General features: G+C 72.6%; 11 protein-coding genes. 7 read left to right on the top strand and 4 right to left on the bottom strand.

Annotated features, from left to right (window positions below; genetic code table 11):
• Window positions 1–94 precede the first annotated feature (94 nt).
• The 3 genes from OG448_RS11990 to OG448_RS11980 all read left to right on the top strand — a co-directional run bounded on the left by OG448_RS11990 (window position 95) and on the right by OG448_RS11980 (window position 3,103).
• A complete protein-coding gene (locus tag OG448_RS11990) occupies window positions 95–889 on the top strand; it encodes a class II aldolase/adducin family protein (protein WP_405553432.1) in 795 nt (264 codons plus the stop codon).
• 194 nt (window positions 890–1,083) lie between these two features.
• Window positions 1,084–2,367, top strand: coding sequence for a hypothetical protein (locus OG448_RS11985; protein ID WP_405553430.1), 1,284 nt, complete (start codon window positions 1,084–1,086; stop codon window positions 2,365–2,367).
• 205 nt (window positions 2,368–2,572) lie between these two features.
• Window positions 2,573–3,103 (top strand): DoxX family membrane protein, encoded by a 531-nt coding sequence (locus OG448_RS11980; protein ID WP_405553428.1) that lies wholly within the window; start codon window positions 2,573–2,575, stop codon window positions 3,101–3,103.
• 43 nt (window positions 3,104–3,146) lie between these two features.
• Here OG448_RS11980 and OG448_RS11975 read toward each other — a convergent pair whose 3' ends face one another.
• Complete coding sequence (locus OG448_RS11975; RefSeq protein WP_405553427.1) at window positions 3,147–3,362, bottom strand: hypothetical protein; 216 nt, start codon at window positions 3,360–3,362, stop codon at window positions 3,147–3,149.
• A complete protein-coding gene (locus tag OG448_RS11970) occupies window positions 3,349–4,962 on the bottom strand; it encodes a PspC domain-containing protein (protein WP_405553425.1) in 1,614 nt (537 codons plus the stop codon). Before OG448_RS11970 ends, OG448_RS11975 begins: the two co-directional genes overlap by 14 nt.
• Before the next feature lie 221 nt (window positions 4,963–5,183).
• On the opposite strand from OG448_RS11970, the gene OG448_RS11965 reads away from it, so the two are divergent.
• Both OG448_RS11965 and OG448_RS11960 read left to right on the top strand, forming a co-directional pair.
• Complete coding sequence (locus OG448_RS11965) at window positions 5,184–6,476, top strand: PspC domain-containing protein (RefSeq protein WP_399566702.1); 1,293 nt, start codon at window positions 5,184–5,186, stop codon at window positions 6,474–6,476.
• Window positions 6,473–7,237, top strand: coding sequence for a LuxR C-terminal-related transcriptional regulator (locus OG448_RS11960; RefSeq protein ID WP_405553423.1), 765 nt, complete (start codon window positions 6,473–6,475; stop codon window positions 7,235–7,237). Before OG448_RS11965 ends, OG448_RS11960 begins: the two co-directional genes overlap by 4 nt.
• 46 nt (window positions 7,238–7,283) lie before the next feature.
• Here the strand turns inward: OG448_RS11960 and OG448_RS11955 are convergent, their stop codons facing one another.
• Window positions 7,284–8,384 (bottom strand): NlpC/P60 family protein, encoded by a 1,101-nt coding sequence (locus OG448_RS11955; protein WP_405553421.1) that lies wholly within the window; start codon window positions 8,382–8,384, stop codon window positions 7,284–7,286.
• Between the two features lie 446 nt (window positions 8,385–8,830).
• Here OG448_RS11955 and OG448_RS11950 point away from each other — a divergent pair, with 446 nt between their 5' ends.
• Window positions 8,831–9,184, top strand: coding sequence for a hypothetical protein (locus tag OG448_RS11950; protein WP_030811871.1), 354 nt, complete (start codon window positions 8,831–8,833; stop codon window positions 9,182–9,184).
• Here OG448_RS11950 and OG448_RS11945 read toward each other — a convergent pair.
• Complete coding sequence (locus OG448_RS11945) at window positions 9,162–10,169, bottom strand: hypothetical protein (protein WP_405553419.1); 1,008 nt, start codon at window positions 10,167–10,169, stop codon at window positions 9,162–9,164. The two genes, OG448_RS11950 and OG448_RS11945, sit on opposite strands and share 23 nt — an antisense overlap.
• Before the next feature lie 161 nt (window positions 10,170–10,330).
• On the opposite strand from OG448_RS11945, the gene pcrA reads away from it, so the two are divergent.
• Complete coding sequence (gene pcrA / locus OG448_RS11940; RefSeq protein ID WP_405553417.1) at window positions 10,331–12,820, top strand: DNA helicase PcrA; 2,490 nt, start codon at window positions 10,331–10,333, stop codon at window positions 12,818–12,820.
• Window positions 12,821–12,822 lie beyond the last annotated feature (2 nt).

Raw genomic sequence — 12,822 nt, 5'->3', positions numbered from 1 at the left:
CGTTCCACCTCTTTTTCGCTACTCGGCCTCTTTTGGTACCCCGCCACCCGACGGTAACTTCCGGTCCGTAAAGCACCCCAGCGCTGGAGGACTCATGCACCGGCCCACCCCTCCCTCGCCGCTGCCCACCGACAAGCTGCGGTTCGCCATGCCGCCCATGCACGAGTCGGTCGACGAGGAACGCCGCCACCGCAAGGAACGCCTCGCGGGTGCCCTGCGCCTCTTCGGGCGCGCCGGGTTCGAGGAAGGCGTGTCGGGCCACATAACCGCCCGTGACCCGGAGTTCAGCGACTGCTTCTGGGTCAACCCCTTCGGGATGCCCTTCAAGCACGTCACCGTGAGCGACCTGGTCCTGGCCAACCAGGACGGCCAGGTCGTCGAGGGCCGCTACCACGTGAACCAGGCCGCCTTCACCGTCCACGCGGCGGTCCACGCGGCCCGCCCGGACGTCGTCGCCGTCGCCCACTGCCACTCCGTGCACGGCCGCGCGCTCGCCTCCCTCGGCGAGGTCCCCGACCCCATCACCCAGGAGAGCTGCGCCTTCTACGAGGACACCGCGCTCTACGACGCCTACACCGGCGTCACCGTCGACGCCGAGGAGGGCCGCCGCATCGCCTCGGTGCTCGGCTCCAACAAGGCCCTGGTGCTGCGCAACCACGGCCTGCTCACCGTCGGCGACTCGGTCGACGCGGCCGCCTGGTGGTTCATGTCCATGGAACGCTCCTGCCAGGTCCAGCTCACCGCCGAGGCCGCCGGACGCCCCGTCCTCATCGACCACCGGCAGGCCGTCGCCACCCGCGAACAGCTCGGCGGCGACCTCGTGGCCTGGATCAACTACCAGCCCCTGTGGCAGGACATCAGCCGGAGCGAACCCGACCTGCTGAGCTGAGCGTCCCGCACGGGCGTGCGAGTGGGTCAGCAGGATGGGCGGTCCTTTCCGCCCTGCGCGGACCGGCGAACCCGGGGTGCCCGGCGTAGGGCACAATTCGCATCTGTCAAAGGGGAGTTGCTCGGCCTCCGCACGCGCTGTGGGTGACGGCCGTATTCCGGGATCTCGGGTAGCGGGGAAGGCGGGCGTCGGTCGTGGCGGTGCAGGAGGCGAGGCAGAGCGCGGCGGACGGTGCGGGGGCCCACGGGGGCGGTTGTGCGTGCGGGGACTGCCCGCACGGGGCGCGCGAGGGCCACCGGCGTGCCCTCGCCGCCTTCCGGCAGGGCCGGGACGAGTTCGCCGCCGGACGCGGGCTGCCCGCTGCCGTGGCCCATTCCGCCTCGGCGTCCCGCCAGTGGATCTCCGCCGAACTGGCCCAGCGCGCCGAGGCGGTCGCCGAACGCGGCCGCGCCGAGGGCGACGCCTGGCTCGCCGGCCTCTGGACCCGCACCGCCTTCCTGGCCTGGGGCGCCGTGGTGATCCTGCTGCTCGCCCAGGCCCTCACCGCGATCGGCGCGGGCTGGAGCAGCGCCCGCACCGCCGCACTGCTCGCCGCGGTGGCCGTCGCGGGTGCGCTGACCCTCGCCGGCTTCTTCCACCGGGCGCGCGGCGGGGCGCTGGCCCCGATGATCGGCGAGGACAACCGGATGTCCACCTCCCGCACGGTCGCGGCCTGCTGGGTGCTGTTCGTCGCCTACGCCGTCCTGCTGCTCGCGGGCCGCCTCGCCGCCGCCTCCGACCCCGCCGAACGCGACTCCCTCCTCGCCGGTCTCGACCTCGCGCGCGGCGCCGGTGTGGTGACCGTCCTCGCCGTGGTGTGCGGCATCGCGGTCCTGGTACGCCGGGTGGTCGGCCTGCGCGTCCTCGGCCAGCGGCTCCAGAAGGTCCCGGCGCACCGGCCGCGCGCCGCCGACCTGCTCACCGACGACGCCGGCCGGGGTGCCTTCGCCGACATCCAGTACGTCGTCATCAGCGCCGTCGCCCTGGTCTTCGCCGCCGTCCGCCTCGGCCGCCGCCCCGACCAGCTCCCCGACCTGCCCTGGGGGCTGGCCGTGCTGGTGCTGATCTCGGCGGCCACCTACCTGGCGGGCAAGTACGCCGAGGGCGGCCGTCCGGTGGTGCTCTCCGTGGTCCGCGCCCGCGAGCCCGGCGACCTGGACGGCCCGATCCGCACGGGTGACGACATCGAGATCCGCGGCACCGGCTTCGTCCCGCCTGGTGCCCAGGGCGCCGACCGCCTCGCCCGCATGGTCGTCCGCATCGGCGCGGTCGACGTCCATGTGCCCCTGGTCCCGGTGGCCGGCGGCTTCCGCAACCCCACCGACGGCGTCCTCACCGTCCCGGTCCCGGTCGAGGTGGAGCCCGGCGCGGTGGAGGTGCAGGTGGTGACGGCGGCGGGGCTGGCCACCAACCGGTACCCGATCGAAGTGACGGACTGACCCGGGGCCGTGGGCCGGGCCGAAGTGTCGGGCCGGGCCGAAGTGACGGGCCGGGTGGTGGGCCGGGTCGGAACGGCCGACTGAGTACCCCGTACGGTGCACCGATATCCGGAAAATCGTCCGGGGAGGATTGAACCGGCTCCCTTCGTCATACGTATCGTCGGGTGAGGGGTCCGGGACGGCGGGCGAGAGGCGGCTAGCAGTGATGACTCACGGTATGCGGACGGACACACACACCTCCCATCTCAACGAGGACCGTGACTGGCGGGCGACCGCCACCCGTTACGCCCTCCTCCCACTCCGGATCTTCCTCGGCGTCACCTTCGTCTACGCCGGTCTGGACAAGCTCACCGACAGCGCCTTCATGAAGGCCGCCGGCGCCGGTTCGCTCGGCGACACGATGCGCGCGGTCCGGGACTCCTCCGCCATCCCGGCCCTCGTCGACCTGGCCCTCAAGAGCCCCGTCGGCTTCGGCTACGCCATCGCCTTCGGCGAGCTGGCCGTCGGCATCGGCATCCTGATCGGACTCCTCGGCCGGCTGGCCGCCCTTGGCGGTGCGCTGATCTCGCTGAGCCTGTGGCTGACCGTGAGCTGGGCCACCAGCCCGTACTACTACGGCAACGACCTCGCCTACCTGATGGCCTGGCTCCCTCTCGTCCTCGCCGGCACCCCCTATCTCTCCGTCGACGCCTCCCTCCGTGACCGCCGCCGACGCCGGTCGGGCGGGTACCGCTAGCCGGGGGCGGACCCGGCTGGGCGGGGCTGGACCGGGCGGGCTCTCAGACCTTCTCGTCCTCCGCGCCGTTCCTTCTGCGTATGGCGCGAGTGAGCGCGGTGGTCACGCCCGCCAGGAACAGGCCGCCGACGGCCAGAGGGATGGCCGTGAACCACGGGATCTCCCACAGCCCGCGCACGTCCCCCAGGTAGAGGGCGCCCGCGACGGTCAGGCAGACCCCGCCGACCAGCCGGCCGGGCTGGAACTCATGACGCAGCACGGCTGACCTCCACCTGTCCGATGCCCACATGCAGGTCGATCCGCAGCACACCAGCCTCCTTCGTGCCCTTGTCCGGCACCAGGTTCGTCGTCTCATGCCGGCCCGGCCGCACGTCCACGTCCTTCGTGTCGTCACCGGGCAACCGGATGTCGCCCACCCCCACGTCGATGCTCAGCACCGCCGCCGCGTCCGCCGGGACGATCACGCGCAGCCGGCCTGCCCCCAGCCCCGCCCTGGTGGACACCGTCTGGTCCTTGGTCAGGCGCACCTTGGTCAGGTCGAGGGTGGCGGAGCCGGACCCCAGCTCGTAGACGGGCCGGACGTCCGCCGGGGCCGCCGGCCGCCAGGCCGTCTGCCGCCAGTGCGAGGTGGCATCGCTCGGCAGCACCGCGCTGCCGGCCAGCAGCAGCGCCGTCAGCAGGGCCATGAAGGCGGACCCGCCCCCCGTGCGCCCCAGGAAGGCGCTGACGGCTATGCCCAGTCCGAACACCACCAGCGCGCAGGCCAGCCCGGTCTGGAGGCTGGTGGCCAGCGGGCGTGTCTCCCAGTTGCGGCTGCCGCCCAGGCCGCCCGCCAGCAGGGCGAGCAGGAACACCCAGCCGCTGATCCAGCGCGCTCCCCGGGGCTTGGTGCGCCTGTCGCGCGGTATGCGTCCGGCGAGCGAGTGGGGCCAGGGGAGCTGCATGACGAAGTCGAGGGGCGGGGAGGGCGAGACGTGCTCCTCGTAGGCGTCGCTGGGGCCCCAGAAGTACCCCGTGCCGCCGACGTGGGTGCCGTCCTTGACGATCGGGTCCCGCCACCAGGAGGGCCCGCTGTAGTAGATCGGCGGTGCCTGGGTCTCCGGTGGGGCGTCGGCCGCCGCCTGCGCGGCTATGGGGTGGCCCCTGGGCGAGTTCGGCTCGTCGCTCGGGGAGGGGCCGGGGTCGGTGGTGGCGCGGTGCCGCGACCAGTACCCGGCCCCGGCCAGCAGCAGGGAGAGCACCACGGCGAAGGTCAGCACCCCGCCGTTGCGCAGGGTGGTCAGGATGACCCCGCAGCCGATCAGGGCGAACAGGACGGCGGCCAGCGCCTGTCCGTCGACCCGGCCGGTCAGCAGCTTGCGTACCTCGTTCTCCTCCTCGTCGTCGAAGGGCACGAGGAGCCAGGCGAAGCCGTAGAAGATGAGGCCGATGCCGCCGGTCGCGGCCAGCACCGCCAGGGTGATGCGGAAGATCACCGGGTCCATGTCCGTGTGCCGGCCGAGGCCCGCGCACACGCCCGCGATCATCTTGTGCCGACGGTCGCGGCGGAAGCGGTGGGGGGTCTCGGCGGTGCCGGGGCGGTGCCCTGCCGGGGTGTCCGCTTCTCCCGCGCCCCCCGAGCCCCTGGCTGCCGAGCCCTGCGCTGCCGAGTCCTTCTCTCCCGTGTCCCTCACTCCTCCACCCCCTCTCTCCGCGCCCTGCGCTCCCGCGGGCGTCTCCTGTGTCCCTGTGGTGTCCGCCTGAGCCGGTCCCGTCCGCTCCGTCGCGGCGGGTTCGGCATCCGTCGGCCCGGTGCCCGAGGCCGGGCGTGGGCCGGTGCCGGGTCCCGGACCCGTCGCGGCGTGCTCGTGATCCGTCATGTGTCCATGGTGACGGGCCGGGAGCCGTGTGGGCAGTCGGGTCGACCCTGGTCGAACCCTGAAATCGCCCCTGAGACGAGCGGGGGAGATGTTCGACTCCGGGCCGTGGCTCCGGCCCGGACCGGTCCGCCGGGACTCAGGGGAACCCCGGTGAAGATCAGGGGAGTCTCGGGGGACGACCCTGATGCCCCGGTCCCCGCCGCCGTGTGACCATCGTTGGCATGCCGGAAGCCGCAGCACTCCCACTCGAAGACCCGCGGCCGCCGCGCAAGCTCTACCGCAGCGGTGACGGCCGCTGGCTGGGCGGAGTGGCGCGGGGGCTCGCCGGGCATCTCGGGCTGCCCGTGGTGTGGGTGCGGCTGGCCTTCGTCGGCCTGCTCATGGCGAACGGACTCGGTGCGCTGCTGTACGCCGCGTTCTGGTTCTTCGTCCCGCTCGGCGTCGGCGGTGTGGGCGACCACAAGCCGGCCTCGCTGGTCGGCACGGAGACCTCGCCGGAGGGGCGCCGCAGACTGGTCGCCCGCAAGCCGGACAAGGGGCAGATGGTCGCGCTGCTCCTCATGGTCATCGTGTCCATCGTCTTCCTGGGCAGCGTCAACCTGACCAACACGGCCAAGGCGTACCTGGTGCCGGTGGTGCTGGTCGCGGCCGGTGTCGCCCTGGTGTGGCGGCAGGCGGACAACGCCCGCCGGGCCCGCTGGGTCGAGGTCGGCGGCCGTCGGCGCACGCTCACCCTGCTCCGGGCGGCCGTGGGCGTGCTGCTGGTCACCGCCGGGGTCTCCGCGATCTTCGTGATGCAGGTGTCCGCCGCCCACCTGGGCGCGGTGCTGGAGGCGGCGCTCGCCGTGCTCGTCGGCATCACCCTGCTCGCCGGCCCCTATCTCGTCCGCGTGACCCAGGACCTGTCCGAGGAGCGCCTGATGCGCATCCGCGCCCAGGAGCGGGCCGAGGTCGCCGCGCACGTCCACGACTCGGTGCTGCACACCCTCACGCTGATACAGCGCAACGCGGACAACGCCGGGGAGGTGCGTCGCCTGGCCCGTGCGCAGGAGCGGGACCTGCGCACCTGGCTGTACAAGCCGGAGGGCACCGGCAAGGACGAGGCCGACGAGCCGGACACGGTCGCGGAGGCGGTGCGGCGCAACGCGGCCGAGGTGGAGGACAAGCACGGCGTGCCCATAGAGGTCGTGGTGGTGGGCGACTGCCCGCTGGACGACCGGACGACCGCGCAGATGCAGGCCGCGCGCGAAGCGATGGTGAACGCCGCCAAGTACGGTGGCGAGGGCGGCGCCGTGCAGGTCTACGCCGAGGTCGAGGGCCGTACGGTCTTCGTGTCCGTCCGCGACCGGGGTCCGGGCTTCGACCTCGACTCCATACCCGCCGACCGCATGGGGGTCAGGGAGTCGATCATCGGGCGTATGGAGCGCAACGGCGGTACGGCCCGGCTGCGGTCGGTGCCGGACGGCGGCACGGAAGTCGAGTTGGAGATGGAGAGGGCGGAGAAGACGGCATGAGTGACGCGACCGAGGCGAACGGCACGACGGGGGAGGCGGAGGTGGCCGATCCCGGACGCGACACCGCGGAGACGGCGGAAGGCACCGAGGGCACGGTCGGGCGGCATGTGCGGGTCGTGCTCGTGGACGACCACCGCATGTTCCGTACCGGCGTGCAGGCGGAGATCGGGCAGACCGCGCGGACCGGGGTCGAGGTGGTCGGTGAGGCCGCGGACGTCGACCAGGCGGTCTCGGTCATCACCGCGGCCCGGCCCGAGGTGGTCCTGCTCGATGTCCATCTGCCCGGCGGCGGCGGGGTCGAGGTGCTCCGGCGCAGCGCGGCCCTGATGGCGGACCCCGAGCAGCCGGTGCGCTTCCTCGCGCTCTCCGTGTCCGACGCGGCGGAGGACGTGATCGGGGTGATCCGGGGCGGGGCGCGCGGCTACGTCACCAAGACCATCACCGGGTCGGACCTGATCGACTCGATCTTCCGGGTGCAGGAGGGCGACGCGGTCTTCTCGCCCCGGCTGGCCGGGTTCGTGCTGGACGCCTTCGCCTCCACCGATGCCCCGCCGGTCGACGAGGACCTCGACCGTCTCACCCAGCGCGAGCGTGAGGTGCTGCGGCTGATCGCGCGCGGCTACGCCTACAAGGAGATCGGCAAGCAGCTCTTCATCTCGGTGAAGACGGTCGAGTCCCACGTCTCCGCGGTGCTGCGCAAGCTCCAGCTCTCCAACCGGCACGAGCTGACCCGCTGGGCCACGGCCCGCCGGCTGGTCTGACCCGGACCCGGCCGCCCCGGAAGCCCGGCGCACCCCGACGGCACCCCTAGGCCACCCGGGTGGCCCCCGCGAACGGCATCTGGTCGATGGGCGCCACCCGGACCGGCGCGGAGGGATTGGGCGCGTGGATCATGCGGCCGTTGCCGACGTAGATGCCCACGTGGCTGACGCCGGAGTAGAAGAAGACCAGGTCACCGGGCTGGAGCTGGGAGCGGGAGACGCGCCGGCCCGCGTTGATCTGGGCGTAGGTGGTGCGAGGGAGGGAGATGCCCGCGGAGCGGTAGGCGGCCTGGATCAGCCCCGAGCAGTCGAAGGCGTCGGGGCCGGTCGCGCCCCACACGTAGGGGCTGCCGAGCTTCCGGTAGGCGTAGGCGACGGCCGCCGAGGCGCGGGAGGTGGGCGCGGGCACCCGAGCGGTCGGCGCGGTCGTACGGCCGGTGGACGCCTTGCCGGAGGTGGCGGGAGCCGGGGCGGAGCGGCCCCCGGTGCCGGCGCGGACGGGCACCGCCGGGGCGCCGGTGGTGGTCTTCTCCCGCTCGGGCGGGGTGAGCCGGGCGAGCAACTGCCGGGCCCGCTCGAGCTTGGTGGTGACGGCGTCCTTCTGCCGCTTCAGCTCCGCCTGCCGGGACCGTACCGACTTCGCCTCGATGCGGGCCGCGCCGCGCAGCCGCTCGATCTCCCGGAGCTGGGCGCGTACCCGGGTCACCTGCTGGGCCTGGCGGTGGCCGGCGCGGTCGGCGAAGGCGGCGTCGTCCAGGTAGCGGTCGGGGCTGCTGGAGAGGGCGAGCTGCCAGCTCGGGGCGATCGCGCCGTCGCGGTACTGCGCGGCGGCGAAGGCGCCCAGGGCGCCACGGGCGGTGTTGAGTCTGTCCTGCCTGCGGGCGGTCTCGTCGCGCAGGGTGTTCAGCCGGTGCTGGGCGGCGCTCGCCTTCTCGTGGGCGCCGTTGTACTTCTCGGTGGCGGTCTCCGCCTCCCGGTACAGCCGGTCCACCTGGGCCTTGACCTGGGCGGTGGTGAGTTGCGGCTCGGCGTGTCCCGTTCCGTCGAAGGCCGTCGCGGTGGCCGCTCCCGCCAGGGCGAGAGTGGCGGCCGTGCGGGCCGTGTTGCCGCTGAGTGAGCGCGCTCGGAGCTTTCGGTGCGCTGCCACCTGGACCGTCACGTCCTTCCATGGGACTCGTGCGGCCGAGAACCTCCGATCCCTTGGCGGGCCGGTGTCCGGCGGCCGTCCGCACAGGGGAGACGGCGGCCGACGGACGGTCCTCGGCGGTGATGTCCGGCTGCCGCCCCTGGTCTGGGCGGCTGTGGGGAGCCGGTCACCTGGGGGAGGACGCTAGGCCGGTTGGTGACAGGTTGGTAACGCGTGTACGGAACTGTCCTCGACGGATCGGGAGGTGACCGTTTCGGACCGGGTTGCCGGGGTGGCGGAGGCGCCCATCCGAAGCGTGACGATCAAAGAGGGGAAGGCGGGACCCGAGGGAGGTGCGGGGTGCTATGACCCGCGAGGCCGTGAGCGGGTGAGATCGGCCGGAGCCGTGAGCCGGACGCGGACCCGGTACGGGGCCGACAGCGTGTCGGGAACTAGGCTCGGTTTTTATGACCGTACTCATCCATGTCTTCGTCGCCCTGCACATCATCGGCATCGCCGCGCTGCTCGGCGGCTTCCTCACCCAGATGAAGGCGATGGGCCGGGGTACGGCCCGCTTCGTGCCCGCCATGCTGCACGGCGCGATCACCATGCTGGTCACCGGTGTGGTGCTGGTGGGCCTCAACGAGGCGGACGGCCACCACGTCAACAACATCAAGATCGGCATCAAGCTGGCGCTGCTGATCGTCATCCTCGGGCTGGTCTATGTGAAGCGCGACGAGGAGACGGTCGACAAGGGGATGTTCGGGCTGGTCGGTGCCCTGACCACGGCGAACATCTTCATCGCCGTGCTGTGGACGTGACGTCCGGCGCCCCCGTCTCCCGCGGGCCGCGGTGCCCGGTGCGCGCCGCGAGCACCGCGCCCGTGGCGGCCGCCAGCCACACCGCGACCGCCACCCAGACCAGCACCGTCCCCGGCCCGCTCAGCCAGGACACGTCCAGGGCGGCCGCGACCGCGAGGGTCGCCGCCGCCGTCATCCCCATCGAGAACACGGTGGCCCAGCGCAGCAGGCCGTAGCGTGGCCGAGGGCGCGCCAGCTCGGCCAGCACCAGGACCGCGTAGCAGGCCAGGTCCAGGACCAGCAGGATCGCGGTGACCTGGTGCAGGACCTCGCTGTCGTCCTTGTTCCACAGGTACAGCCGCGCGCTGTCGGCGGAGACCAGCCGGGCGCCGGCCAGCGCCGAGATGGACAGCGCGCCGCCCGCGATCCAGTGGTCGCCCGGCCCCTGGAGGACCTGGCGGGAGTCGAAGCGGGGCAGGGCGAGGGCGTAGAGCAGCAGGCCCAGCCAGAACAGCACCAGCGCGGCGTGCGCGAGCCAGGTCGTCGCCTCGGCCCCGCCCAGGGTGGCCGCCAGTACCGCGAGCGCCTGTGTGGCCACGCAACACATGAACACCGTGCCAGGCATGCGCTGCCCCCAGTGCCGCAGCACGGAGACCAGCAGCACCGGCCAGAGCAGCGCAGCCAGCGCCAGCAGAGCCCCGGCCAGGGGCTGGACGCCGAGCAGCGAGATACGGGTACCGAGCACCGCCGTGGCCGCCACCGCCGTGAGCGCGGCCGGGTCGCGGGCCTCCTCCGCCCAGCGTCTCCGCTGCCCGGCCAGCCGTACCGCGAAGGTGGCGGCGAGGGTCAGCCAGGCGAGGCAGGCCGGCACCAGGAAGATCCGGGACACCGCCTCGGCGCCGGCCAGGCGCAGGCCGATGGAGATCACGGCGGTCGCCATGACGGCGGTGCCCGCCGCCGGAGGACGCTCCGCCACCCACGTTCGCAAGCCCGAGATGCCCGACATGTCCCTGATGCTAGGGAGCGGCGCGCCCCCGGCAGGGAGGGCACGCGCGCGTGGGGCTCGAAAAGAGGACCGGGCCGTGGGGAGATCGTTCCGCCGGGATTCCGGCCAGGTTCCCGGGACCGGGACCGGTTGTCGGTGCGGCGCCCTAGACTCGTAGAGCGATGAGCAGCCTCTTTGACGACAACTTCCTGGCCAGCCTCCAGCCCCCGCGGGGACCCGAGGAGGAGTCCGCGCCGCCCGAGGACGAGCACGCTCCGGAGCCGGTCCCGGACGACCTGTTCGGGGGGAAGTTCGACGTGCCCCCGGACCGGGACACCCACTACCGTGACGGCGCCCCGCGCCCCCCGGTCGACGCCGCGGCCCTGCTGGAAGGGCTGAACGAGAACCAGCGCGCGGCCGTCGTCCACGCGGGCTCCCCACTGCTCATCGTCGCGGGCGCCGGTTCCGGCAAGACGCGGGTGCTCACCCACCGCATCGCCCACCTCCTCGCCGAGCGCCATGTGCACCCGGGCCAGATCCTCGCGATCACCTTCACCAACAAGGCCGCGGGCGAGATGAAGGAGCGCGTCGAGCAGCTCGTCGGCCCGCGCGCGGGCGCGATGTGGGTCATGACCTTCCACAGCGCCTGCGTCCGCATTTTGCGCCGTGAGTCGAAGAGGCTGGGCTTCACCTCGTCGTTCTCGATCTACGACGCGGCCGACAGCAAGCGGCTGATGGCCCTGGTCTGCCGCGACCTGGACCTCGACCCCAAGCGCTACCCGCCCAAGTCCTTCAGCGCCAAGATCAGCAACCTGAAGAACGAGCTGATCGACGAGGAGGACTTCGCCGCGCAGGCCACCGACGGCTTCGAGAAGACCCTCGCCCAGGCGTACGCGCTCTACCAGTCGCGGCTGCGCGAGGCCAACGCGCTCGACTTCGACGACCTGATCATGACGACGGTCAACCTGCTGCGCGCCTTCCCGGACGTGGCCGAGCACTACCACCGCCGCTTCCGGCACGTCATGGTCGACGAGTACCAGGACACCAACCACGCGCAGTACGCGCTGGTCCGCGAGCTGGTCGGCACCGGGGCTCGCGCCGAGGAAGACGCCGACGTGCCGCCCAACGAGTACGATGTCCCGCCCGCCGAGCTGTGCGTCGTGGGTGACGCGGACCAGTCGATCTACGCCTTCCGGGGCGCGACCATCCGCAACATCCTCCAGTTCGAGGAGGACTACCCGGACGCGACGACGATCCTGCTGGAGCAGAACTACCGCTCCACGCAGACCATCCTGTCCGCCGCCAACGCGGTCATCGAGCGCAACGAGTCCCGCCGCCCCAAGAACCTGTGGACCAACGCCGGCCAGGGCGCGGGCATCACCGGCTATGTCGCGGACACCGAGCACGACGAGGCGCAGTTCGTCGCCGACGAGATAGACCGCCTCACCGACGCGGGCGACGCCAAGGCCGGGGACGTGGCGGTGTTCTACCGCACCAACGCCCAGTCCCGTGTGTTCGAGGAGATCTTCATCCGGGTCGGCCTGCCGTACAAGGTCGTCGGTGGGGTGCGCTTCTACGAGCGCAAGGAGGTCCGGGACGTCCTGGCCTACCTGCGCGTCCTCGCCAACCCCGAGGACTCGGTGCCGATGCGCCGCATCCTCAACGTGCCCAAGCGGGGCATCGGGGAGCGCGCCGAGGCGATGATCGACGCCCTCGCCCAGCGCGAGAAGATCAGCTTTCCGCAGGCACTGAAGCGGGTGGACGAGGCGTACGGCATGGCCGCGCGCTCCACCAACGCGGTCCGGCGGTTCAACGCGCTCATGGACGACCTGCGCACCATCGTCGAGTCCGGTGCCGGGCCGGCCACCGTGCTGGAGGCGGTCCTCGAGCGCACCGGCTACCTCGCCGAACTCCAGGCGTCCACCGACCCGCAGGACGAGACCCGGATCGAGAACCTCCAGGAACTCGCGGCCGTGGCGCTGGAGTTCGAGCAGGAGCGCGAGGACGGCGAGCAGGGCACGCTGGCCGAGTTCCTGGAGCGGGTCGCGCTCGTCGCCGACTCGGACCAGATCCCGGACGAGGAGGACGGCGACGGCGTCATCACGCTGATGACCCTGCACACCGCCAAGGGCCTGGAGTTCCCGGTCGTGTTCCTCACCGGCATGGAGGACGGCGTCTTCCCGCACATGCGCGCCCTCAACCAGACCAAGGAGCTGGAGGAGGAGCGGCGCCTGGCCTACGTCGGCATCACGCGCGCGCGGGAGCGGCTCTACCTCACCCGCGCCGCGCTGCGCAGCGCCTGGGGCCAGCCGTCGTACAACCCGCCCTCCCGGTTCCTGGAGGAGATCCCGGCCACGCACCTGGAGTGGAAGCGGACCGGTGCCTCGGCCGCGCCCTCCTTCGGCAAGGCCGCCTCCTCGGTCGCGTCCACCCTTTCCTCGTCCCGGTCCCGCTCCTCGGCGGCCGGTGCCTCGGGGTTCGCCACCCGCAGGGCCGGCGAGAAGCCGGTGGTGTCGCTGGCGATCGGCGACCGTGTCACTCACGACCAGTTCGGCCTCGGCACGGTGGTCGCGGTGGCCGGCGAGGGCGACAAGGCGCAGGCCACGATCGACTTCGGCGGCGGCAACGCCAAGCGGCTGCTGCTGCGGTACGCGCCGGTCGAGAAGCTCTAGAC

This window comes from Streptomyces sp. NBC_01171, assembly GCF_045039805.1.
Taxonomy (GTDB): domain Bacteria; phylum Actinomycetota; class Actinomycetes; order Streptomycetales; family Streptomycetaceae; genus Streptomyces.
Note: the sequence above shows the minus strand (reverse complement) of the source record. Positions and strands in the feature narration are given on the sequence as shown.

Excerpts from the sequence above, each read along its gene's own strand:
- OG448_RS11980 (WP_405553428.1), top strand. The coding sequence starts at position 2,573 with ATGACTCACGGTATGCGGACGGACACACACACCTCCCATCTCAACGAG.
- OG448_RS11970 (WP_405553425.1), bottom strand. The coding sequence starts at position 4,962 with ATGACGGATCACGAGCACGCCGCGACGGGTCCGGGACCCGGCACCGGC.
- OG448_RS11965 (WP_399566702.1), top strand. The coding sequence starts at position 5,184 with ATGCCGGAAGCCGCAGCACTCCCACTCGAAGACCCGCGGCCGCCGCGC.
- pcrA (WP_405553417.1), top strand. The coding sequence starts at position 10,331 with ATGAGCAGCCTCTTTGACGACAACTTCCTGGCCAGCCTCCAGCCCCCG.
- OG448_RS11945 (WP_405553419.1), bottom strand. The coding sequence starts at position 10,169 with ATGTCGGGCATCTCGGGCTTGCGAACGTGGGTGGCGGAGCGTCCTCCG.
- OG448_RS11960 (WP_405553423.1), top strand. The coding sequence starts at position 6,473 with ATGAGTGACGCGACCGAGGCGAACGGCACGACGGGGGAGGCGGAGGTG.
- OG448_RS11990 (WP_405553432.1), top strand. The coding sequence starts at position 95 with ATGCACCGGCCCACCCCTCCCTCGCCGCTGCCCACCGACAAGCTGCGG.
- OG448_RS11950 (WP_030811871.1), top strand. The coding sequence starts at position 8,831 with ATGACCGTACTCATCCATGTCTTCGTCGCCCTGCACATCATCGGCATC.